Here is a 22,736-nt window from a genome sequence, read left to right as displayed (position 1 = left end):
TGCCGTCTTTGCCACGGTCGACCGCGCCTTTCGGCTGTTTTTGCCACGGGCCAGCATTCAGGACAAACCATGCTCGACATCCAACTTCTCCGTTCCAATCTCGACGCCGTTATCGCTGGCCTGGCCAAGCGCGGCAAGCCGATCGACTTCACCGAATTCCAGGCGCTCGAAGCCGAGCGCAAGACGCTGCAGACCCGTACGCAGGATCTGCAGGCGCAGCGCAATTCGCTGTCCAAGCAGATCGGCATGCTCAAGGGCAAGGGCGAAGATGCTTCTGAAGTGATGGCCCAGGTCGGTGCGCTGGGCGATGAACTGAAGGCTTCCGAAGCGCGTCTCGGCGAACTGCTCGAAAAATTCAATGCCATTCTGGCCGCGCTGCCGAACATTCCTGACGAGTCCGTGCCGGTTGGCAGCGATGAATCCGGCAATGTCGAGGTCAAGCGTTGGGGTACGCCGCGCGTCTTCGATTTCGAAGTCAAGGACCACACCGATGTTGGCGAAACGCTGGGGCAGCTTGATTTTGCCACCGCCGCCAAGATTTCCGGTGCCCGCTTTTCGCTGCTCAAGGGCGGCCTGGCCCGTCTGCATCGCGCGCTTGCCCAGTTTATGCTCGACACGCATAGCGAGCAGCATGGCTATACCGAGCTGTATGCGCCGTATCTGGTCAATGCGGCCAGCCTGAACGGTACCGGTCAGTTGCCCAAGTTCGAGGAAGACCTGTTCAAGGTGCTGCGTGGCGACCAGGACCCGCTGTACCTGATCCCGACCGCCGAAGTGCCGGTGACCAACATCGTGCGCGACGAAATTCTGGCCGCCGAGGCGCTGCCGCTCAAGTTCGTCTGCCACACGCCGTGCTTCCGTTCCGAAGCCGGTTCCGGCGGTCGCGATGTGCGCGGCATGATTCGTCAGCATCAGTTCGACAAGGTCGAGTTGGTGCAAATCGTGCATCCTGAGCAGTCGACCGCGGCACACGAGGAATTGACCCGTCAGGCCGAGATCATTCTTGAAAAGCTGGAACTGCCGTACCGCCGCATGGCGCTGTGTTCGGGCGACATGGGCTTCTCGGCCGCCAAGACCTACGATCTGGAAGTCTGGCTGCCGGCGCAGAATACCTATCGCGAAATCTCGTCCTGTTCCAATTTTGGTGCCTTCCAGGCGCGTCGCATGCAGGCGCGTTTCCGCAACGAGAAAAACAAGCCGGAGCTGTGCCATACGCTGAATGGTTCCGGTCTGGCTGTCGGTCGTACGCTGGTGGCGATTCTCGAAAACAACCAGCAGGCCGATGGCAGCGTCACCATTCCGGCGGTGCTGCGTCCCTACATGGGCGGTCTGGAAGTGCTCAAGGCTTCTGCTTGAGTTTGCGAGGGGCGAAGGCCGGTTCGCCCCTGCTGCGCTTGTCCCTTACTGACGTTTCAGCTTGAGACCCGGCCCGCTTTCCTGCATGCCGATCAGTTTGTCCATGCGGGCGGTGGCTGACTGGTAAGGCGCTTCGTGGCGGACGAGAATGTCGTAATAGCTGCGAATGTTTTCGACCAGGATGACCGCCTCGCCACCCCGCGCCCGGCCTGATTTCAACCGCTCGTAGTATTTTGGCTTGGCCAGCAGGGGCAGTACCCGCTTCATCTCATACCAGGCCAGAGGGTCGGCACCGATCTGCTTGGCAATGGTCCGGGCTGCATTGAAATGGCCGGGCCCGATGTTGTAGGCCGCCAGCGCCAGCCAGGTACGGTCCGGCTCAAGGGCTTCCGGCGGTAAATTGTCTTTCAGGATGTTGATGTATTTGGCGCCGGCCGGAATGCTTTCCTTGGGATCAAGCCGGTTGCTGACATTCAGTCGGTCGGCCGTTTCTTCGGTCAGCATCATGATGCCGCGCACACCGGTCGGGCTGGTCGCATTGCTGTCCCAATGCGATTCCTGATAAGCCACGGCGGCAATCAGCCGCCAGTCGAGGCCGGAAAGACTCTGCGCCCCCTGGAAAATCTTGCGCAGTTTGGGCAGGGTCGTTTCGATCTGGCCGAGAAATTTCACGATATCGGCCTGGTCGAGGCGGCGGGCATGACCGAAATAGCGGTCTTCCAGTCGGGCCATGGTGCCATCGCGCTGGACGCGTTCGATGAACTCGCCGGCCCGGGCCTGAAGCTCGCTGTTCGGTGTTTCGCCGAGTAGCCAGACAATCGGTTGTTCGTCGCTCAGGCTCAGCGTGGCGCGCATCGAGGGAACGAACTGGTTGGCAATGTCTTCCATGTCGGAATCAATCACGGCCAGTTCGATCTGGCGATTGCCGACCGCTTCGAGCATGGTGATGATGTCGTCCGATTGCTCTTCGACGATCTTGAGGTCGCTGATCTCGCGGGCAAGTTTTTGCATTGTGGCGGCTTGTCGCGAACCGGCCATGACATGAACGGTCTTGCCGGCCAGTTCCGCTTTGTCAGGCAGAGGCAGCGATGCTTCATGCTGGACCAGCAGATCGTGCGTCGTACCCAGCGGCGGCGTGCTTTTAATGCGCGGGTCCGTCGTCGGCGAGAGCCAGGCGGCTGCCAGGTGTGCTTTGCCGGCGGCGAGTTGCGGTGCAATCTGGCTGGGTGGCACCACGAGGTATTTGACCCCGACGCCGAGTTCCAGGGCAAAAGCCTCGACCAGATCGTGCTCCAGGCCGCTGGCACTGCCTTCTTCGTCGCTGTTGTAGGTCAACGGCCCGACGCTGGTCAGGACAACCAGATCGTGCTGGGCCGGCGTCGGGAAGGGGAGAGGCGTTCTCAGCCAGTCCCCGCAGCCGGCGACAAAAATGATCAGGCTCAACAGGAGGTATCTTCTTGTAATCTGCATCGATTGTGTTATTATGCCGGCCGCTGCGGAGAGGTGGCAGAGTGGTCGAATGTACCTGATTCGAAATCAGGCGTACTGCAAGGTACCGTGGGTTCGAATCCCACCCTCTCCGCCACAGTGTGACAGATAAGCCCGTGATTAAACGGGCTTTTTTGTTTCTGCGGCCATTGTAACCCACTCCTGCACGCTGGTGCTATTCGAGGCTTTCGGAGTGCTGTGATCAGGCAGGATGCACAGATGCCAGCTTACGGATTGTTTTCCGCCGATCAATTTATCGTGACCGGCGATGCGGGCAGTGAAGATTCCATCCTGCCGCAAGCACAGTGGTTTTTTCGCGGCCAGACGCTGGCTTTGCCGAAAGCCGGCCTGCCCCTTCCCGGTTTTGAACGCTCCTTATCGGTCTGGGACGATCTTGCCAGTTGGGTTCTGCGTACCTCACCCGAGGCCGGGCCTGTCTATCCGCCGTTGGTCTGGCTGGGCGCCCCGGACAAAATTCGGGGGGCGAAACTCGACTTCGCGGCGCTTTCCTTGGTCTCGCCGCAAGGCAGGCTGCCGCTGACCCTGACCGAGCGCCTGCCACTCAATCAGTCCTGGTTCGATGCCTCCAGTGCGGCCTTTTTCCACGGTCGACCGATCAAAATGCGTGGAAATCATCGTTCGGACGCTTTTGTCGCGCACAGTTTCTGGCCGGAGGATTTTTCACTGCCGGCCAGGTCTGAGCCATGCACGATGCTCGCTCGGCCCGCGGCCTTTCGCGACTGGGTTCGCGCCTTGCCGCAGGGTGGGGCGTGCAGCCCGTTTTCCGTTGCTTCGATCTGGCGTCGTCGGGCCGGTACGGGCTTGCAGCCGGGTCAGCCGGTCATTGGATTCATGCTCAATGGGGCCCAGGGCGATGATGACGAAGCGCATGGTGGACATTTTGCGCTGATGACTGGGCGTGTCGGCCCCGGTGGAGAGATCGATGAATGGCTGGTCTACAACTTCTATACGCTGGATTCGGTGAGTGAAAAAGGGATCATTGCCGCCCCGGTCCCGCTCGATGTCTATCTGGCAGATTTGAACAGCGGGCAGGCCTGGTATCGCCCTTCATGCATGCTGCTTGCCGGTTTGCGCGATGTTCGCCTGGCACAGCACCTTGATGCGGCGCTCGGGCGCGTTTTCAATCAGTTCTACCGGCATCAGTTTGCCTATCAGCACGCCCGGGCGAATTGTGCCGGGACCAGTATCAGCGTTTTACGAACGCTGGGGTGGAATATTCCCCGGCGTGGTGCCGAAAGCTGGCTGAAAGCCTTCTTCGGTTTGCCGCTGGTTGCCTTCAGGGAAAAGTCGCTGACCCGCGGCAAGGCGGTTTTCGATTATTTGACGGAAGACCGGACGCGGCTGTACCCGGCGGCGGCCTTCGAGGAAATTGCGGCTGACTTGCTGCGCCTGGCACAACGTCAGGAAGGGCGGCCAGAGGGGCGCGCGCCGAGTGCGTTTGAGCAGCGTCTGGCGGACGATCTCGATGAGCTGCTGCTGGTGCGTATCCCGCAGTTGCCATCCAGCCGGGCCTGGGGCGACTGGCCGGTTCAGTCGAGCCATGAATATACCGCGCGGGTGCCGGCAGATCTGGCCCAGCGCAAGATCATACCGGTGCCGCCCCGGCCCTTTCCTGCTGCGCTGCGCGATCCGCTGGCGCCAAAAGAGCCGCCGTTGCGTTCCGACTATGCGCTTCTGGCCTGGGGGCTGATATTCCTTGCCCTGATTTTGTTCATCTTGCGCCGGCTCTTGGCATAATCCACCTATGCTTGCCTACATCATCCGCCGCCTGCTTTACGCCATCCCGATCTTGATCGGTGTGAATCTGGTCACCTTCGCCCTGTTTTTCGTCGTCAATACGCCGGATGACATGGCGCGCATGCAGTTGGGCGTCAAGCGGGTGACGCCGGAAGCGATCCAGAAGTGGAAGGTGGAACGTGGCTACGACAAGCCTTTGCTGATCAATTCTGCCGCTGCGGGCTTGTCGACCGTGACGGAGACGATTTTTTTCGAAAAATCAGCCCGCATGTTCGCCGGTGATTTTGGCCGGGCGGAAGACGGTCGGGACATTGCCCGTGAAATCGCCAGCCGGATGGGACCGTCGCTGGCCATCGCGCTGCCGACATTCATTCTCGGCTTGCTGGTCAGCATTTCCTTTGCGTTGTTGCTGGCCTTCTTCCGGGCCACGGCCTTCGATTTCTGGGGCGTCGTGCTGTGCGTGGCGATGATGTCGATTTCCGGCTTGTTCTACATCATTGGCGGTCAATATCTGATCAGCAAGCTTTGGCGGCTGGTGCCGATTTCGGGTTTTGGCGAAGGGCTTGAAGCCTGGCGTTTCCTGATCCTGCCAGTATTGATCGGTGTCGTTTCGGGCATTGGTTCATCGGCCCGCTGGTATCGCACCATCTTTCTCGAAGAGGTCGGCAAGGATTATGTGCGCACCGCACGTGCCAAGGGCTTGCCTGAAACCGTGGTGTTTTTCCGCCATATTTTGCGCAATGCGCTGATTCCGATCCTGACCGGCGTCGTTGTCGTCATTCCGCTGCTCTTCATGGGCTCGCTGCTAACCGAATCATTCTTCGGCATTCCCGGCCTCGGCAGTTACACCATTGACGCAATCAATGCCCAGGACTTTGCTGTCGTTCGCTCGATGGTGTTCATCGGCTCGGTGCTCTATATCGTCGGGCTGATCCTGACTGATATTTCATACACCGTGGTCGATCCGCGGATTCGCTTCGAATGATGGGCTTCCAGTTTGTCCTGCTCTGGTCCGATCTGCTGATCTGGCTGCTGGTTGCCGTAGCGCTGGGCGCGGGCTGGCTGATTGCCGGCAACCAGCCGATGCGCGCAGCCTGGCAACGCGTCGGGGCGAACCGTGCAGGCATGGCCTCGGCGACCGTGCTGGTGGTTTTCATCGCCATCGGCCTGCTTGATTCGGTCCATTACCGTCTCAAGAACGAGAGCCGGGCCGGGCAGAAGGCAACGTACGCGGTTGAAGTGCTGTCGGTGCTTGATGCGCTGGTCACGCCACTGCGCTCGCGCAATGAAAAAACCTACTCGGCCCCTTTTGCGACCCGGCTTTATGCCAAGGAAAACATCGATTTGCCGGGCCAGGGGACGTTGCGCGATTATCCCCGCCTAAAATATGGCGGCCAGCACCTGGGCGAGCGTGAGGATGATTTGCTTGCCGACGTCGGCCTCACGGGTTTCCGTGCAGCGGTCCTGGCGCTGCTTGGCTGGTTGGGTGTGTTTGCGGTGGTCGGCTTTTTTCAGCGTCGCCGCGAGATATTTGCCGGTGATGCTGCGGTCGACCGCAGCAAAGTGCTCAAAATCACTGACGATGCCGGTTTTGCCTGGTCGGCCGTCCTCGCCACGCTGGCCCTGATTCTGTTGGCGACGGTTCCGCTGTTCTGGCTTTCCAGCCAGTATCACGTGTTCGGAACCGACAAGGTCGGGCAGGATGTGCTCTACCAGATCCTCAAAAGCGTGCGTACCGGCCTGGTCATCGGGCTGCTGACAACGCTGGTGACCTTGCCGATGGCCGTCCTGCTCGGCATTGTGGCCGGTTATTTCCGGGGATGGGTCGATGATCTGATCCAATACATCTATACCGTGCTCAACTCGATTCCCGGTGTGCTGCTGATCGCGGCAGCCGTGCTGATGATGCAGGTGGTGATCGATACCCATCCGCAATGGTTTTCGACCGCGGCTGAGCGTGCCGACCTGCGCTTGCTGGCCTTGTGTTTCATTCTCGGCATGACCAGCTGGACTGGCTTGTGCCGCCTCCTGCGCGGTGAAACCCTGAAATTGCGTGAGCTGGAATATATCCAGGCGGCGCAGGCTTTTGGTGTCTCCAACTGGCGGATTATCGTGCGCCATATCCTGCCCAATCTGATGCACATCATCATCATTGCGCTGGTCATGGATTTTTCCGGGCTGGTGCTGGCCGAGGCGGTGCTTTCCTATGTGGGCATCGGTGTCGATCCGAGCATGACCAGCTTCGGCACGATGATCAACAATGCGCGCCTCGAGTTGGGGCGCGAGCCGGTGGTCTGGTGGTCGCTGGCAGCTGCGTTTTGCACGATGTTCATGCTCGTGCTGGCCGCCAATTTATTCGCCGATGCGGTGCGCGATGCTTTTGACCCGAGGGCCCGGTAAATGTTGAAGGTCGATCAGCTTCGTCTGGGGTTCACGGCCGGTCGCCGGATGCTGCTTGCGGTCGACGGTATTTCTCTGACCATTTCGCGCGGAGAGACGTTTGCCTTGCTCGGCGAGTCGGGCTGTGGCAAATCAGCCACGGCACAAGCCATCATGCGCTTGCTGCCGCCGGCCGGGCGCATGCTGGGCGGCAGCGTTTCACTGCACGACGAAGCATTGCTCACCTTGCCTGAAGCGGAGATGCGAACCGTGCGCGGTGCGCGCATGGCCATGATTTTCCAGGAGCCGGCGACCAGCCTGAACCCGGTGATGACGGTCGGTGCGCAAATTGGCGAAGTGTTGTCGCGGCACCTCGGCCTGCGCGGCCCGGCGGCGCGCGAACGGATGCTGGCATTGCTCCGCCAGGTGGGTATTGCGGACCCCGAGCGGCGCCTCGATGAATATCCGTTCCAGCTTTCCGGCGGCATGAAGCAGCGGGTGATGATCGCCATTGCACTGGCCGGCGAACCGGATATGTTGATTGCCGATGAGCCGACAACCGCGCTCGATGTCACCGTGCAGGCGCAGATTCTCGATCTGCTGGCCCGCTTGCAGGTCGAGCGCGGCATGGGCATCTTGTTGATCACGCATGATCTCGGGGTGGTTGCCCGGATGGCGCATCGCATCGGTGTGATGTACGCCGGCGAGTTGGTCGAAGTGGCCAGTCGCGAGGCGTTTTTCAGCCACCCGCAGCATCCCTATACGCAGGCCTTGTTTGCTGCGTTGCCGGATATTGCCCGGCGCGGTTCGCGGCTTAAAACGATTCCCGGGCAAGTGCCCGCGCTTGATGCGATGCCGGGCGGTTGTCGTTTCGCCGAGCGGTGTACGCATTGCATGCCGCTTTGCCGCGAAAACTCGCCGACCTGGCGCAGCGTTGCGCTAACGCATCAATTGCGTTGCCACTGGTCGGGTGATGCCCTGTCGGCTGAAACGAACTTGTCCGGTCCACCGGATGATCTTGTCGTAAACACTGAAAACCCGTTTCTTGCGGTCGACGCGCTGAAAGTCCATTTTCCGATCCGTCGCGGTCTGCTGCAGCGCACAGTCGGGCATGTTCGCGCGGTCGACGGGGTTTCACTGGCCATTTCCGCCGGGCGTACCCTGGCGCTGGTTGGTGAGTCCGGTTGCGGCAAGACCACGGTCGGCAAGGCATTGCTGCAATTGATCAGGCCGACGGCGGGCAGCGTTCGCCTTGCCGGCAGTGAACTGGTTGGTATGCCGCCTGGACCGTTGCGCAACGCTCGCCGCCAGATGCAGATGGTGTTTCAGGATCCCTTTGCTTCGCTCAATCCGCGCTTGCGTGTCGGAGAGATCATTGCCGAAGGGATGGCCGCCCTTGGGCTGGCTGGAGAGGCGATCGAGCAGGCGAGGGCGGTCGCCGCCTTGCTCAGGCAGGTTGGCTTGCCTGACGATGCTGCCGGGCGCTACCCGCACGAATTTTCTGGCGGCCAGCGTCAGCGCATTGCCATTGCCCGGGCGCTGGCTGTTCAGCCGGCGCTGCTCATTTGCGACGAGCCAACTTCGGCGCTGGATGTGTCGGTTCAGGCGCAAATCCTCAACCTGCTGAAAACACTGCAGGCTGAGCTGGGCGTGGCTTTTCTCTTTATTACGCACAATTTTGCCGTCGTCGAATACCTGGCCCACGATATCGCCGTGATGTACCTTGGCCGGATTGTCGAGCGGGGGCAGGCAGAAGAAGTGTTGCGGGCGCCGCGCCATCCCTATACGCAGGCCTTGCTTTCGGCAGTTCCGGCGCCGCGGCTGGATGCGCAGTCGGCAATCATCCGCCTGCCGGGAGAAACGCCGTCGCCGGCCAATCCGCCATCCGGTTGCCACTTCCACCCGCGTTGCCAGCAGGCGACCGATCTGTGTCGCCAGCAGTACCCTGAAAGCCGCGTAATTTCAGCGACTCACACGGTCAACTGCCATTTTGCGACCTAAATCAACCGCGCTTTTTTGCTGTGACGGCTGGTTTGCCGGTTTTGGCGGGCGTTGCAGCAGGCTTGCTGCTGCCGGCTTTGGGCTTGGCGCTGCTTGATCCGGTTTTTACAGCAACTGTTTTCCCGCTTGCTTTGCCATGTTCCGGCTTACCCTGTTTGGCTGCTGTCTTGTTGTTTGCGTGTTTATGGTCGGCTTTGCCGGTCGGCTTGGCCGCCTCTTTCTTGGTCGATTTTTCTGCCACTCGACTGGGGGCAGGTTCCGGTTCGATGATCTGCGGCAGGGAGGCCTGGTTGCCGAGCAGGGAAAGATCGCTGCTCCCCTGGCCTGATGGCACCAGGATGGTCGAGCCGCTACCCAGGCGAACCTTGCCGCTCAGGCCGTTGATCCGCAGCAACTCTGCCAGCGGAATGCCGAAGCGGGGGGCCAGTTTGTTGAGCTTTTCACCGGACTTCAACGTATAGGCCTGCCACTCGGTGAGTGGTGTGTTGGTCCGCTCAAGATTGCTTTGGAAGGTGGCCAGCTTGTCTTCCGGAATGACCAGTGGCGTCGATGCCTTGATGACCGGCCGATTGTGCGAGGGGTTCAGTGCCACAAAGGCATCCATCGGCATATTGGCCAGGCGTGCTGCCGTTTTGACATCCATCGCACGAGCCGTTTCAACGGTGGTGAAATAAGGACGGTTGCTGATGCTTGGAATGTTCAGCTGGGCCATCAGGCGAGGATTGTTGAAGATATTCTTCAGGGCCTGGAGTTTGGGGACGTAATGCCGTGTTTCGTTCGGCATGGTCAGGCTGGCGTAGTCGGTAGGCAGGTCGCGCGCAATGTTCTTTTCGACTGCGCGTTTGACGGCACCTTCTCCCCAGTTGTATGAGGCCAGTGCAAGGTGCCAGTCGCCATGCATTTCATAAATGCTCTGCAGGTAGTCGAGCGCAGCGCTGGTAGAGGCGACGATGTCACGGCGCTGGTCCTGCCACCAGTTCTGTTCCAGATTGAACCGCTTGCCGGTGGCCGGAATGAACTGCCACAGGCCAGCCGCATGGGCGCGTGAATAAGCCATCGGATTGAATGAGCTTTCCACCATCGGCAGCAGCGCCAGTTCGGTCGGCATGCCGCGCGCTTCCAGTTCCTCGACAATGTGGTGCATGATCGGCCGGCTACGCTCAACCATGCGGCGCAGTGCATCAGGGCGGTTCTGGTAATACTGCTGGTAATGCAGGGTGAGATCATCGTTCAGGTCAGCCATTGCGAAGCCATTGCGGATACGTATCCACAAATCGTTGGGTTGGCTGGTCAGGTCGATGTTTTGTGGGAATGGATAGGCTGCAGGCAGTTCGTGAACGGTCAGTGCGGCTTCTGGCGTGGGGGCTTCCGGTTCGCTGTTCAGGCCGGGCATGATCAGCGATATCAGGGGGAGTCTGAAGGGGGATTCAGCCTGGGCTGGCTGTACTGAAACAAGTATCGCCAAGCCCAGCGAGGCGCCGGTCAAGCGGCGGAGAAGCGACAGAAAAGTACGGTGCTGCATAGACTGAGGCTCCTGGCACAACGGGGCAACCAAACCGGCAATTATACCGGGCTAAGGCTGAACGATCCCTGATCGTGGGCGGGAAATAAAAAAACCAGCCGTAGCTGGTTTATTTATTTGTTGGCGGAGTGGACGGGACTCGAACCCGCGACCCCCGGCGTGACAGGCCGGTATTCTAACCAACTGAACTACCACTCCACACTACTAAACTGCACACTGCCAAATTCTTGGCGTCCCCACGGGGATTCGAACCCCGGTTACCGCCGTGAAAGGGCGGTGTCCTAGGCCTCTAGACGATGGGGACCCGGACTAACTACAACAACTGCTCGTTCAGCATCTGGTGGAGGTACGCGGGATCGAACCGCGGACCTCTTGCATGCCATGCAAGCGCTCTCCCAGCTGAGCTATACCCCCATTTGGAGAGATAACCGAACGACTTCGGGTTTTCACCCAAGACCCTGAGAGCTAACTCAGAACCTCTAAAGCGTTGGCGGAGTGGACGGGACTCGAACCCGCGACCCCCGGCGTGACAGGCCGGTATTCTAACCAACTGAACTACCACTCCACACTACTAAACTGCACACTGCCAAATTCTTGGCGTCCCCACGGGGATTCGAACCCCGGTTACCGCCGTGAAAGGGCGGTGTCCTAGGCCTCTAGACGATGGGGACCCGGACTAACTTTCTTTCGCGCTTTTTGGTGGAGGTACGCGGGATCGAACCGCGGACCTCTTGCATGCCATGCAAGCGCTCTCCCAGCTGAGCTATACCCCCGCCGCGAAAGAAGGCCGCATTATAGGGAGTGTTTTACAGCTTGTAAAGGGCTTTTTGCGTTTTTTAGAGATTGCCCCCAAGAAGGCTGATAACTTTGTCGCGCCCGATCAGCACAATGACTGCATCAACCGAAGGCGTTTGAGCCTGACCTGTTAGCAAAACGCGCAAGGGCATCGCCAGCTTTGGCATTTTCAGGCCATGTTTGGCGACAGTTTCCTTGATCAGCGCATTGATCGCCGGAGCCTCCCAGGCAACGTTGGCAATGCCGGCTGCGAAATCGACCAGTGCAGGGCGAGCCTCGTCGCTCAGGTGTTGTGCGAGCAGCTCAGGGTTTGGCGTGATTGTCGTATAGAAGACTTCGACCGCATCGGCCAGCACATTGAGCGTATTGCTGCGGTCGACATACAAAGCAACCGCATTCTCAAGGCTGGGGCCGGCATCGGTATTGATGCCGCGTGCGAGCAGGCGAGGTTTGACCTTGGCGGCCAGTTCGGCAGCCGGTAGTTGCTTCATGTAATGCTGGTTCAGCCACAACAGCTTCTCTGTATTGAACTGGGCGGCAGAGGCGGTGATGTGGTCAAGGTCGAACCATTCGACGAACTGCTGGCGCGAGAACACTTCATCGTCGCCGTGCGACCAGCCGAGGCGGGCCAGGTAATTGATCACGGCTTCGGTCAGGAAACCGTCTTCGTCATATTGCATGACCGATACGGCGCCGTGGCGCTTGGACAGCTTGGCGCCGTCGTCGCCGAGGATCATCGAGAGGTGGGCGTATTGCGGCACTTCGGCGCCGAGTGCAGCGAGTATGTTGATCTGGCGCGGCGTGTTGTTGACATGGTCGTCGCCGCGGATAACGTGGGTGATGCCCATGTCCCAGTCGTCGACGCAGACACAGAAGTTATAGGTCGGTGTGCCGTCGGCACGGGCGATGATCAGGTCGTCCAGTTCGCCATTGGCGATTTCGATTCGGCCCTTGACCTGATCATCCCAGGCAACGACGCCATCCTTTGGGTTCTTGAAGCGGATCACCGGCGGGATGTCGGTCGGCGGGGTCGGCAGGGTCTTGCCGGCTTCCGGGCGCCAGCGTCCGTCGTAGCGCGGCTTTTCCTTCTTGGCTTCTTGTTCGGCACGTAGCGCATCGAGTTCTTCGCGCGTCGTGTAGCAGTAATAAGCGGTGCCGTTGGCCAACATTTGCTGGATGGCTTCCTTGTAACGCTCCATGCGTTGCATCTGGTAGAACGGACCTTCGTCATGCGCCAGGCCGAGCCAGTTCATCCCGTCGATGATCGCTTGTACGGCTTCCGGCGTCGAACGTGCAACGTCGGTGTCCTCGATGCGCAATACGAAAGTGCCGCCGTGGCGACGGGCAAAGGCCCAGGAGAAGAGGGCGGTACGGGCGCCGCCGATGTGCAGGTAACCGGTGGGGCTGGGGGCGAAACGGGTGCGGACAGGCTTCATGAGGGGCGTAATCTATACGGATGCAAAGACCGTTATTCTAGCCGAGCGTGGTTTGACGCGCTGACTGACTTATGTTTAAATGCGCGGCTCCTGAATTGCTGTATCAGCTTGTTTGATCATGTTTGCCATGAATCAACAAGCAGAAGAGTTTCAGGTACCCGCTTTTAACGCTTTGCGAGCGTAGCTCAGGGGTAGAGCATCGCCTTCACACGGCGGGGGTCGGGGGTTCGAAACCCTCCGCTCGCACCAGTTAAAAACAACTTCAAACCCGCATGGCTCAGGCTCTGCGGGTTTTTTGTTGTTCTCGATTCGACGGGGCTGGATGCCCGTCCGATCTGTGGCATGCGTCGTCATGCCAATTATTTTCCAGTTTCCCGCAATATTTGTATTTCTCGTTCGTCTACCCAGGCATGGACACATCGTTTTCCCTGTCACCGCTTTACGAAAAGAACCGCCTGATGGCTGAGCAAAACCGCCGCCTGACTGAAACCGTTGCCCGCGAAAGCGGGCGGCTGGGCAGTTTTATTCGTCAGCGGGTGCCTGATCCGGGTGAGGCGGAGGACATCCTGCAGGATGTCTTTTTCGAACTGGTTGAGGCCTGGCGCTTGCCGGAGCCGATCGAGCAAGTCGGTGCATGGCTGTTCCGGGTGGCGCGCAATCGCATCATCGACCGCTTTCGCAAGCGGCGCGAGGAGCCGTTGCCGATTTCCGGCGTAGAGGATGACGATGCCGCTGATTGGCTGGATAAGGCCATGCCGGCCGATGACGGCGGTCCGGAGGCGGCACATTTGCGTGGTTTGTGGCTGGATGCGATTGCGGCTGCGCTCGACGAATTGCCGGCCGGGCCGCGCGATGTGTTCATTGCCCACGAACTCGATGGGCGCAGCTTCAAGGAAATGGCAGCAGAAAGCGGTACTTCCGTGAATACCCTGCTGGGCTGGAAGCGACAGGCCGTTCTGCACTTGCGCGAACGCCTGCGCCCCCTTTACGACGAACAACCCTGAAAGAGGAATCACCATGATGCAATGTGCTACTGAGAAATCCGGCTGTGTTTCACGCTGTCTCAAAATCGGCCTGATGGCCGTTGCCGGGATCGCTGCCGTTACCTGGATCGTCATGCAGTTGTGGAACTGCCTGTTGCCCGATATTTTTCTTGGCGTCTCGCCGATCAGCTACTGGCAAGCGCTTGGCGTGCTGGCGTTGAGCCGGATTTTGTTTGGCGGTCTGCGCGGTGGCTGTCATGGCCATTGGCGTGAACGCCGGGAACGCTGGGAAAAAATGACGCCGGAAGAGCGTCAGCAACTGAAGAGCCGCTTCGGTGGCCGCTGGAGTAGTTGCTGCGTTGCAGGCAAGTCCGATGTTTCCGGCAATGTTGCAGACAAGCCGGCAGACCCCGCCTGATCGCATGTGCCGCCTGGCTTGGGCCGGGCGGTGTCCCCCGAAGTATGCATACACAGCGAAACGCCATGCCCCATAGCCAAACACTGCCCCGCTCGGAAAAACCTAATTCCGTACTGACCGTCCGGTTGAAACGGATGCTCTGGCGTCTTTTACCGCTGGTCGCGGGGCTGCACGCCTATATCGGCTGGCGATTGCTGCCACCGCTTGAGTTGGGCCGCCCTGGGTTGATATTGGCGATTGCCGGGCTGGTGATTTCGACCTGTCTCGTCCCCCTGGGTTTACTGGCCCGTTTCATCGTCGACCGTCAGGCCTTGGCTGATCGGCTGAGTGGCTTGGGCGGTCTCGCAATGGGACTTTTTTCCTCGGTGCTGGTATTGACCGTACTGCGCGATATCGCTGCTTTATGGGTCGATCTGCCTGTGGCGCCGAGTGCGCTTGGCGTGCTTGTACTGGCCGGCTTGTTTTCCTTGCTCGGCTACATCAATGCGCGTCGCGTCGCCCGTGTGGTACGGGTTGATATCCCGTTGGCCGGGCTTCCCGAGGCGCTGGCTGGAATGACTATTGTGCAGCTCAGTGATATTCATGTCGGTCCGACAATCAAGCGAAATTATGTTCAGGCGATCGTCGACCGCGTCAATCAGCTCGATGCCGATCTGGTTGCAATTACGGGGGATGTGGTTGATGGCAGTGTCGAGGAACTGCGTGCCGATACAGCACCGCTTGGCGATCTGCGCAGTCACTACGGTACTTATGTGGTGAGTGGCAACCATGAGTATTACGCGGGGGCCACGGCGTGGATGCGTGAATTTGAGCGCATCGGACTGCACACCCTGGATAACCGTCACGTGGTCATCGAACGTAATGGCGCCCGCTTCATCCTGGCCGGGGTCAGCGATTATTCGGCGGCATCTTTTGATGCCAGCCAGGCCAGCGATCCGGTGGCTGCGCTTGCCGATAGTCCTCCCGGCTTGTTGCGTATCTTGCTCGCCCACCAGCCGCGTTCGGCACGTGCGGCCGCTGCCGCCGGTTTCGACCTGCAGCTTTCCGGCCATACCCATGGCGGTCAGTTCTGGCCCTGGAATTATTTTGTACCCTTGCAGCAGCCTTTTACGGCGGGCCTGCATCGATTGGGTGGCTTGGCGGTCTATACCAGCCGGGGAACCGGCTACTGGGGGCCACCAAAGCGTTTTGGTGCGCCTTCGGAGATTGCTGTGTTGCGCTTGATTCCCGGGTGAGGTGTTGCGGGGCGAAGGAGGGCAGATCCTTGGCGTCGCTTGCGACACGGCGGGTCGTTCCAAACTGCTTCTATCGGAAATCGGTTGATCTGTGTTGATTGAGCTGTTGCGCTGCATGGTCCAATTGCCGCAACAAAAAAACGTCCGAAGCAGGCGCCGAATTGATTCCCAACAGTCCTGTTTTTCATCACAGAGGGACTGAAAATGCATAAATTGTTTTCATCAACCTGGGGGCTGTTAAGTCTCCCACTCATGGTTTCATCGGCTTTTGCCGCCGATGTTGCCGGATTGTCCGACGAGGCAAAGGCAGCCAGCGCCAAAATCTACTTTGAGCGTTGCGCGGGTTGCCACGGTATGTTGCGCAAAGGCGCCACCGGTAAAAATCTTGAGCCCAGCTGGGCCAGGAAAGAGGCGGACGGCCGCCAGATCGAAGGCGGGACGATCAAGCTGGGTCAATCTCGTCTTGAGAAGATCATTGGCTATGGCACAGAAGGCGGCATGCCGAATTTTGACGACATCCTGAGCAAGGATGAAATCAGGAATATGGCCGCTTATATCCAGACCGCACCCGATTCCCCGCCGGAGTGGGGGCTGAAGGATATGCGTGCCTCATGGAAGTTGCATGTGCCGGTTGACCAGCGTCCGACCCGCAAGATGAACAAGGTCAATCTGAACAACATTTTCTCGGTGACCTTGCGTGACGCCGGGGAAGTGGCTTTGATCGACGGCGACACCAAGAAAATCTGGGGCATCGTCAAGACCGGTTATGCCGTACATATCTCGCGGATGTCGCTGTCCGGTCGCTACATTCACGTCGTCGGTCGTGATGGCCGTCTGGACATGATTGACCTGTGGTACGAAAAACCGACCGTGGTTGCCACCATCAAGGCCGGCCTGGAGTCGCGCTCGGTTGAAACGTCAAAAGCCAAGGGGTACGAGGACAAGTACGCCATCGTCGGATCTTATTGGCCGCCGCAGTACACCATTCTTGATGGCCTGACGCTGGAGCCCTTGAAGAATGTTTCGACCCGGGGCGTTACGGTCGATGGTGATTATCATCAGGAGCCTCGCGTTGCTTCCATCGTTGCTTCAACGACCAAGCCCGAATTCCTGGTCAGCGTGAAGGAAACCGGCATGGTCAAGATGGTCGACTATTCCGATCTGACCAACCTCAAGGAGGTGACGATCAATACTGCCAAGTTCCTACACGATGGCGGTTACGATTCGACGCAGCGCTATTTCATGGTGGCGGCCAATGCTTCGAACAAGATTGCCGTGGTCGACGTCAAGGAAGGCAAGTTTACTGCGTTGGTCGACACCGCAAAAATTCCTCATCCGGGGCGTGGCGCCAATATCGTGCACCCCAAATTTGGTCCGGTCTGGGCGACTTCTCACCTTGGCGCTGATGTCATCACGCTGATCGGCACCGACCCCGAGAAGAATCCGCAGCATGCCTGGAAGGTCGTGCAGGAATTGAAAAACCACGGGGCCAATTCGTTGTTTGTCAAAACGCATCCGAAGTCGGACAACCTGTGGGCGGATTCACCGCTCAACCCCGATTCAAAGCTGGCCGGGTCGGTCACTGTCTACAAGATTTCTGAACTGGGTCAGCCTGATCCGAAGCCGGAAATCATCGATGTGGCCGCTGCTGCGAATCTCGGTAAAACCAAGGGTATCCAGCGGGTTGTTCAGGGCGAGTACAACCAGAATGGCGATGAAATCTGGTATTCGGTCTGGACTGGCAATAAGGTTGAACCCTCGGCCATCGTTGTGATCGATGACAAAACACGCAAGGTCAAGGCGGTCATCAAGGATAAACGACTGGTGACGCCGACTGGCAAGTTCAACGTCTATAACACGCAACACGACGTTTATTGATCATTTGCTGTCTTCGACCGGAAGGTGTGCCTATCTCCTGGCAGTCCCCCGCCTTCCGGTCTCTTTTTCCCCTCAGCAGAGGGAAAGATATGTCGGCGTGTGTCACTATGCTCGCCTGATTCGCTACATATCCTGCAGAGAGCCGCTGCACATTGTTTTCCTTGAGTGAGCCGATGGGCCTTTATCAAAGTCTCGCATTTGAAACAGAAAAACTGATCAGCGATGGCGTATTGATTGCCGGTGATCGCCTGCCTTCGGTTCGCCAGGTCTGCAAATCGCGCAATGTCAGCCCTGTCACTGTCACGCAGGCTTATTATTTGCTGGAAAGTCGCGGCCTGATTGAGGCGCGACCGAAGTCCGGCTATTTTGTCCGCGCCCGTCTTGGGCAGCGTCTGCACGAACCTGAAATGAGTCACCCGGTAAGCAACTCGACCGAGTTGCAGGTGAGTGATTTTATTTTCCAGATATTGAACAGCGTGAAGAATCCTTCCGTTGTTCCGCTTGGCTCCAGTTTTCCGAGTCCCTATTTGTTTCCGCTGGATAAATTAGGCCGTTTCCTGGGGCAGGCTGCACGCAAATTTGATCCGATTTCCACGGTGACCGACTTGCCGCCCGGAAATGAGGAATTACGTCGTCAGATCGTGCTGCGTTATTTGTCGCGTGGTGCTGTCGTGCCAACGGATGAAATCGTTATCACGTCCGGTGCCATGGAGGGGCTGAATCTCTGCCTGCAGGCAGCAACGTCGCCGGGCGACCTGATCGCCATCGAGTCACCTACTTTTTATGCCGGCTTGCAGGCCAGCGAGCGCCTGGGCCTGAAAGTGATCGAAATTCCCTCGCACCCGCGTGAGGGCATCAGTCTGGAGGCTTTGGAGGATGCCTTGCGTCGCTACCCGATCAAAGCCTGTTTGTTGATGCTTAATTTCGCAAATCCAACCGGCAGTCTGGTTTCCGATGCGCGAAAGAAATACCTGATCGATCTGCTCGCCCGGTACGATGTGCCGCTCATCGAGGATGATGTTTACGGCGAGTTGTACTTTGGCTCACAAGCGCCTTTATGCAGCAAATCAGAGGCCAGGACCGACCATGTCATGCATGTTTCGTCCTTTTCAAAATGCCTGGCACCCGGTTACCGGATCGGCTGGGTGGCGGCAGGGCGTTACGCTGAAAAAATCGTTCGTTTGAAGCTGTCGACAACGTTGGCGACGACGATTCCTGTACAGATCGCAATTGCCGATTTCCTGAAAAACGGTGGCTATGATCACCACTTACGTCGCTTGCGGCAGCAATTGGCGGTTCAGGAGTCAGTCCTGATGGATGCAGTCGAGCGTTATTTCCCTTCCGAAAGCAAACTGGCCCGGCCAACCGGTGGATATTTCATGTGGGTTGGGTTGCCCGATCAAGTCGATGCATTGAAATTGCACAAGATGGCTCTGGATCAAGGGATCAGCATTGCGCCTGGCCCGATTTTTTCTGCCAAGCGCGAGTTCGCCAACTGCATTCGCCTCAATTACGGCTACCCCGACTCCGTGCAGCAGCAGGCTGCAATTGCTACATTAGGGCGACTGATTTCAGCTCAACTCTGAGCTTTGTCGGAGAAGGGCGGGCAAGTCTTGCCTGATTTCAAGCATCAAAGTGTTGCCCAGCTTGCGAACTGGCGTCCCCAAAATATCGTCAGCAAGAGTGCGATAGGCGTGAACGCGATGAATGCTCCCATGACTCGCCGGATGAACGGATGAGCCAGTTCGGTCTCAATGAAGTGATGTGCAATTAACCAGCCTTTCACGCCAATGATGGCAGCGACCAGAAGTTGCAGCCAGGCGGCACCATGCAGCCATTGTCCGAGAAAAGGACTGAGCAATGTCAGCCCAACCAGGGCGGACCAGGCATAAAACAGGGGCGTGATGGACGAAGAAGGGGTTTGCTTGGTAGTCATTTTCAGGCGAGTACGTAGAAGAATGGAAAGATGACAAGCCAAATGATGTCGGTGGCGTGCCAATAGCAGGCGAGTGCCTCAAGGCCTGCGTAATCGTCCGTTGAGTATCCTCCCGCCAAATGACGGGCGAGTACCCACAAGATGCCAAGAATGCCCCAGGTGGCGTGGACCAGATGATTGAACGTCAGGTAGTAATAAACCGTAAAGAAAATGCCGGATTCACCATTGATGCCATGGGCGAGATTCCATTGAATTTCGAAGTATTTTGCGATTGGATAGCCCAGCGCCATGACGAGCCCAGCGACTAACCAATAAAGAGAGCGTCGTTGATGACCGGCCCGCATGCTGGCTACCGAGCAGGCGATGAAGAAACTGCTGGTCACCATCAGTAGCGTGATGACTGTCCCTGAAAGCCGTGAGAGCTTCTCGGCACCTTGTTCGAACGATTCAGGAAAGTGGGCGCGTGCGACGAAGTAGACGACAAACAAGACGACGAATTCGACGAATTCACAGGTAATGCCAACCCAGATCCCCTTGTTGCCGGGAATGCGTCCTTTATGTTCTGCACCGGAAAGATCGTCACTTGCTGCCATTGCCATGGTTGTCATATTGCTTTGCCTCAGTTGATCCACTGATTTTCATCCCTGGGCAAAATAAGGAACAGATACAGAGAGGATTGTTTGCAATAGGTACAGCTTTTGTCGCACCTTGCCTGGTGCAGTCGTTGCCGACCAGAATGCGAGATAAAGCCAATCAAGGATGCGCGAATCCTCCTGATCTCGGGTTGAATCAGAGGTTTGTCCCGTCACCAGACCAGTATTTTCAGATTAATTGCTGCAGTGCACAATTTGTTCGGAATATGGTTTATACTTATCACCGAACTAAACCAATCCTCTTTCTGGAGACTATTCATGTCGATCAATACCGAACAATTCGCTGCTGCCAACAAGGCTACCGTTGACTCCCTGCTGTCTGTTGCCAATACCGCCCTGGCTTCTGCCGAGCGTATTGCTGCCCTGAATCTGAACGCCGCTCGCGCTACGCTGGAAGATGCTGCATCCGGCGTTAAGTCGGTTCTCAGCGCCAAGGATCCGAAAGAAGCCCTGGCTGTCCAGTCTTCGCTGGCTCAACCGGCTGTTGAAAAGGCTGTTGCCTATTCGCGTTCGGTTTATGAAATTACGCAACAAACCCAGCAAGAACTGGCCAAGATGGTTGAAGCTCAGTTCGGTGACTTCCAGAAGTCCGTGGCTGGCATGGTTGAGCTGGCTTCCAAGTCGGCTCCGGCTGGTTCCGAAAGCGCCGTTGCTGCCATCCAGAACGCCATTGCTGCTGCCAACTCTGCTTTTGGCAACATGAATTCGATGGCCAAGCAATTTGCCGATGCTGCTCAGGCAAACATCGCTGCCGTGACCAAGAAAACCAAGTAAGAAATTCTCGGGTTCCCCGAATAGCAGGGCCCCGCGAAACTTGCGGGGCTTTTTTCATGGCGCAAGCAATAAAAAGATTAAATAGATGAATCATCCGACAGAAACCGGATCAGTTTTGCCTGAAGAAGATCTTGATGCACAGGTCGACCGCATGCTTGAGGCTGCAATGGGCGGATTGACTCCGCATCAACTGCTGGTGCAGGCATCGCTGGCTGAAAGTGCCGGTGTTGAAGAAAAGGCTGCCGCGATTGCAAAAAATCGGGAGCGGGCGCTGAAGCTTCTGGCCGTGCTTGAGAAGACGCAGGGCTAGCTGATTCGGTGCTTGTATCCGTGCATGCCTGATTGCTTCTGCCCCGGATAAATTCTGCTGGAAGATCTGAACGGATGGTGTAAAGTCAGATTAGAAGCGTTTGCTCAGGAGGATTTATGGACATCAAATCGGTAACTTCCAATATCAGTGCTTATACGGGTGCCACCAGTCAGTCTCAGCAGGTACAACAGGCTGAGCGTCGTGAGCCGCGACAAGAGGAGCGGGTCGAGCGCAAGGAAGAAGCACCCAAGGCGGTCACCAATGCCGAAGGGCAGAAAACAGGTAGTGTCATTAACGTCACTGCCTGATTTGGAGGGGGCTAACTCGAGCCTTTAGGGACATGTCAGTTACGGCTACTTCCGGTATGCAGTCGCTTGGCAGTGTTGTCTGGGCCCAGCTTCAGCAACAGCAGGCCCAGCGCAATGCAGACCAGGCAGAGCATAAGGCCCGCTCGCTGCAGGATAAGGCCCGTGATGCGCAGTCTGTGGCCGATCTGGCGGAGGACAAGGCGCGCAACATCAAGGTTGAGTCCGACCAGGCCCAAGGGCAGGCCAGCGATGCACGGCAGGGATTGGCATCGTTGAAATCCCTTGGCGAAGTTCAGGGTGGTTTGAGTGCATTGCGCAACCAGCTTGCTTCTACGCCGACGGATACCGCTGAAGCCGGAGGACAAAGTCCAGCCCCTGTCGTCAATTCATCGGGTCAGACGACTGGAACATTGGTCAATGTGACGGCATAGACAGATTTCCCCTGCATTTGAAATGGCGCCTGGTGCGCCATTTTGTTTTTACCGAAAGCGATGCCTCTGGTATCTTCGGTTGGCTCTCGATGGTCGGGCGAATTAAAGGAGTTTGTACGTGTTAGCCAATCACTGGTGTGCATCTGTCGATGCCACAATTCAATTGCGGACGGGCTGCAATCCGCTTGAAAAGCACGGCCCGCAGGCGGTTGTCGTTCACGCCGATGCCTGGGCTCCGATTGATGCCGTTGCGAATCCGCACGATATCCAGCAGGTTGTCGATTATGAGGTTATTTTTCTTGCCATTCGCCGGCTTGAAGAAAATGCTCATTGCGAATGCCTTGAGTCGAGCATCCTTGAGGTAATGGATGCGATTTTCTCGATCGCGATTGTTACGTCGGCCTTCATTTCAATGCACAAACCGCATGTTTACAACGGTCAGGGGACGCCGGCCATTTCTCTCTCGATGACACGGGAGCAATGGGCGAAGATGCGGCCATGATTTCTGCCATTGCCGCCGTGGCCAGCAACGGCATGCTGGGTCTGGATGGGTGGCTGCCCTGGGATATTCCGGAGGAGCTTGCTTTTTTCGAGCGGATGGTAGCCGGGGCCGCGCTGGTTATTGGTCGTTTGACCTATGAGTCGATGGATGTTGTCCCGGAAGACTCGTTCATCGTGACACGACAAACCAATCTCCGTTTGCGGCCTGGTTGTACGCGTGTCAATTCCGTCGAAGAAGGCTTGTTGACCGCGGTAGCCACAGGAAAGCCGGTTTTCGTGATTGGGGGTGCCTCGGTTTACGCTGCGGCCTGGCCTTACTGCCAGCGTTTCTATCTGACGCGTATCGACCGGCCGTTTGATGGCGATATGCTTTTCCCTGAGAGCATTCCACTTGAAGATTGGGTGCTTGTCAGCGATCTTGCCCGAACTTATCGGGAAAGAAAGAGCAATACCGATGTTGTTTGTCGTTTTCTCCAGTATGAGCAGCAAAAACCTCGCATTCCGGTGATTCAAGATTGCAATTCGGCAGAGGCTAAATCAGAATCTGCTTAACAAAACTATAAAGATATCGGGC

General features: G+C 57.7%; 21 protein-coding genes and 8 tRNA genes. 18 read left to right on the top strand and 11 right to left on the bottom strand.

The genetic code is table 11. The features are described from left to right. Nucleotides 1-69 precede the first annotated feature (69 nt). Nucleotides 70-1,356 (top strand): serine--tRNA ligase, encoded by a 1,287-nt coding sequence (serS, locus tag KI614_RS10070; RefSeq protein ID WP_226405314.1) that lies wholly within the window; start codon nucleotides 70-72, stop codon nucleotides 1,354-1,356. A gap of 45 nt (nucleotides 1,357-1,401) precedes the next feature. On the opposite strand, the gene mltF is transcribed toward serS, so the two are convergent. After that, a complete protein-coding gene (gene mltF / locus KI614_RS10065; protein ID WP_226405301.1) occupies nucleotides 1,402-2,799 on the bottom strand; it encodes a membrane-bound lytic murein transglycosylase MltF in 1,398 nt (465 codons plus the stop codon). Nucleotides 2,800-2,853: 54 nt separating this feature from the next. Here mltF and KI614_RS10060 point away from each other — a divergent pair. From KI614_RS10060 to KI614_RS10040, 5 genes are all read left to right on the top strand, one after another. Further along, nucleotides 2,854-2,941, top strand: a tRNA-Ser gene (locus tag KI614_RS10060). A 122-nt stretch (nucleotides 2,942-3,063) separates the two neighbouring features. Then, on the top strand, nucleotides 3,064-4,602 hold the full coding sequence (locus tag KI614_RS10055) for a hypothetical protein (RefSeq protein ID WP_226405299.1): 1,539 nt from the start codon (nucleotides 3,064-3,066) through the stop codon (nucleotides 4,600-4,602). A gap of 7 nt (nucleotides 4,603-4,609) precedes the next feature. Then, complete coding sequence (locus KI614_RS10050) at nucleotides 4,610-5,587, top strand: ABC transporter permease (RefSeq protein WP_226405297.1); 978 nt, start codon at nucleotides 4,610-4,612, stop codon at nucleotides 5,585-5,587. Beyond that, complete coding sequence (locus KI614_RS10045) at nucleotides 5,587-7,002, top strand: ABC transporter permease (protein ID WP_226409297.1); 1,416 nt, start codon at nucleotides 5,587-5,589, stop codon at nucleotides 7,000-7,002. The genes KI614_RS10050 and KI614_RS10045 overlap by 1 nt, the downstream gene beginning before the upstream one ends. After that, entirely contained in the window at nucleotides 7,003-8,982 is a 1,980-nt protein-coding gene (locus KI614_RS10040) for an ABC transporter ATP-binding protein (RefSeq protein WP_226405294.1), read from the top strand. A gap of 1 nt (nucleotide 8,983) precedes the next feature. Here KI614_RS10040 and KI614_RS10035 read toward each other — a convergent pair whose 3' ends face one another. The 8 genes from KI614_RS10035 to gltX form a co-directional block, all read right to left on the bottom strand. Then, a complete protein-coding gene (locus KI614_RS10035; protein WP_226405292.1) occupies nucleotides 8,984-10,504 on the bottom strand; it encodes a transglycosylase SLT domain-containing protein in 1,521 nt (506 codons plus the stop codon). 121 nt (nucleotides 10,505-10,625) lie between these two features. After that, nucleotides 10,626-10,702: transfer RNA gene (locus KI614_RS10030), tRNA-Asp, on the bottom strand. Nucleotides 10,703-10,732: 30 nt separating this feature from the next. After that, nucleotides 10,733-10,808: transfer RNA gene (locus KI614_RS10025), tRNA-Glu, on the bottom strand. Between the two features lie 34 nt (nucleotides 10,809-10,842). After that, a tRNA-Ala gene (locus tag KI614_RS10020) sits at nucleotides 10,843-10,918 on the bottom strand. 74 nt (nucleotides 10,919-10,992) lie between these two features. Further along, nucleotides 10,993-11,069, bottom strand: a tRNA-Asp gene (locus KI614_RS10015). A gap of 30 nt (nucleotides 11,070-11,099) precedes the next feature. Next, a tRNA-Glu gene (locus tag KI614_RS10010) sits at nucleotides 11,100-11,175 on the bottom strand. Nucleotides 11,176-11,201: 26 nt separating this feature from the next. Further along, nucleotides 11,202-11,277: transfer RNA gene (locus KI614_RS10005), tRNA-Ala, on the bottom strand. Between the two features lie 63 nt (nucleotides 11,278-11,340). Further along, nucleotides 11,341-12,735, bottom strand: coding sequence for a glutamate--tRNA ligase (gltX, locus tag KI614_RS10000; RefSeq protein ID WP_226405290.1), 1,395 nt, complete (start codon nucleotides 12,733-12,735; stop codon nucleotides 11,341-11,343). 174 nt (nucleotides 12,736-12,909) lie between these two features. On the opposite strand from gltX, the gene KI614_RS09995 reads away from it, so the two are divergent. The 6 genes from KI614_RS09995 (at nucleotide 12,910) to KI614_RS09970 (ending at nucleotide 18,835) form a co-directional block, all read left to right on the top strand. Then, nucleotides 12,910-12,984 (top strand) — tRNA-Val (locus KI614_RS09995). A 161-nt stretch (nucleotides 12,985-13,145) separates the two neighbouring features. Further along, entirely contained in the window at nucleotides 13,146-13,739 is a 594-nt protein-coding gene (locus tag KI614_RS09990; protein ID WP_226405287.1) for an RNA polymerase sigma factor, read from the top strand. A 13-nt stretch (nucleotides 13,740-13,752) separates the two neighbouring features. Beyond that, a complete protein-coding gene (locus KI614_RS09985) occupies nucleotides 13,753-14,136 on the top strand; it encodes a DUF3106 domain-containing protein (protein WP_226405285.1) in 384 nt (127 codons plus the stop codon). 65 nt (nucleotides 14,137-14,201) lie between these two features. After that, nucleotides 14,202-15,371: a metallophosphoesterase gene (locus KI614_RS09980; RefSeq protein WP_226405283.1), complete on the top strand. Its 1,170-nt coding sequence runs from the start codon at nucleotides 14,202-14,204 to the stop codon at nucleotides 15,369-15,371. 252 nt (nucleotides 15,372-15,623) lie between these two features. Continuing rightward, nucleotides 15,624-17,249 carry a cytochrome D1 domain-containing protein gene (locus KI614_RS09975; protein ID WP_226405281.1) on the top strand — a complete coding sequence of 542 codons (1,626 nt, stop codon included), beginning with the start codon at nucleotides 15,624-15,626 and terminating at the stop codon, nucleotides 17,247-17,249. Between the two features lie 173 nt (nucleotides 17,250-17,422). After that, a complete protein-coding gene (locus KI614_RS09970) occupies nucleotides 17,423-18,835 on the top strand; it encodes a PLP-dependent aminotransferase family protein (RefSeq protein ID WP_226405278.1) in 1,413 nt (470 codons plus the stop codon). A 44-nt stretch (nucleotides 18,836-18,879) separates the two neighbouring features. On the opposite strand, the gene KI614_RS09965 is transcribed toward KI614_RS09970, so the two are convergent. Both KI614_RS09965 and KI614_RS09960 read right to left on the bottom strand, forming a co-directional pair. Next, nucleotides 18,880-19,185, bottom strand: a complete 306-nt coding sequence (locus KI614_RS09965) for a hypothetical protein (protein WP_226405276.1) — start codon at nucleotides 19,183-19,185, stop codon at nucleotides 18,880-18,882. Nucleotides 19,186-19,187: 2 nt separating this feature from the next. Then, nucleotides 19,188-19,793 carry a cytochrome c oxidase subunit 3 family protein gene (locus tag KI614_RS09960; protein WP_226405274.1) on the bottom strand — a complete coding sequence of 202 codons (606 nt, stop codon included), beginning with the start codon at nucleotides 19,791-19,793 and terminating at the stop codon, nucleotides 19,188-19,190. A 303-nt stretch (nucleotides 19,794-20,096) separates the two neighbouring features. On the opposite strand from KI614_RS09960, the gene KI614_RS09955 reads away from it, so the two are divergent. The 6 genes from KI614_RS09955 to KI614_RS09930 all read left to right on the top strand — a co-directional run bounded on the left by KI614_RS09955 (nucleotide 20,097) and on the right by KI614_RS09930 (nucleotide 22,714). Further along, nucleotides 20,097-20,612 carry a phasin family protein gene (locus KI614_RS09955; protein WP_226405272.1) on the top strand — a complete coding sequence of 172 codons (516 nt, stop codon included), beginning with the start codon at nucleotides 20,097-20,099 and terminating at the stop codon, nucleotides 20,610-20,612. Nucleotides 20,613-20,697: 85 nt separating this feature from the next. Further along, the gene (locus KI614_RS09950) at nucleotides 20,698-20,922 is read left to right on the top strand and encodes a hypothetical protein (protein ID WP_226405270.1); all 225 of its coding nucleotides are present in this window, start codon (nucleotides 20,698-20,700) and stop codon (nucleotides 20,920-20,922) included. A gap of 116 nt (nucleotides 20,923-21,038) precedes the next feature. Next, the gene (locus KI614_RS09945) at nucleotides 21,039-21,230 is read left to right on the top strand and encodes a hypothetical protein (protein WP_226405267.1); all 192 of its coding nucleotides are present in this window, start codon (nucleotides 21,039-21,041) and stop codon (nucleotides 21,228-21,230) included. A gap of 32 nt (nucleotides 21,231-21,262) precedes the next feature. Further along, complete coding sequence (locus KI614_RS09940) at nucleotides 21,263-21,661, top strand: hypothetical protein (protein WP_226405265.1); 399 nt, start codon at nucleotides 21,263-21,265, stop codon at nucleotides 21,659-21,661. A gap of 118 nt (nucleotides 21,662-21,779) precedes the next feature. Beyond that, nucleotides 21,780-22,163: a dihydroneopterin aldolase gene (locus KI614_RS09935; protein WP_226405263.1), complete on the top strand. Its 384-nt coding sequence runs from the start codon at nucleotides 21,780-21,782 to the stop codon at nucleotides 22,161-22,163. Next, nucleotides 22,142-22,714 (top strand): dihydrofolate reductase, encoded by a 573-nt coding sequence (locus KI614_RS09930; RefSeq protein ID WP_226405260.1) that lies wholly within the window; start codon nucleotides 22,142-22,144, stop codon nucleotides 22,712-22,714. Before KI614_RS09935 ends, KI614_RS09930 begins: the two co-directional genes overlap by 22 nt. The last annotated feature ends 22 nt before the right edge of the window (nucleotides 22,715-22,736 follow it).

Source organism: Dechloromonas denitrificans (assembly GCF_020510665.1).
GTDB classification, from domain to species: Bacteria; Pseudomonadota; Gammaproteobacteria; order Burkholderiales; family Rhodocyclaceae; genus Azonexus; species Azonexus denitrificans_B.
This window is presented reverse-complemented; position numbering and strand designations above follow the sequence as displayed.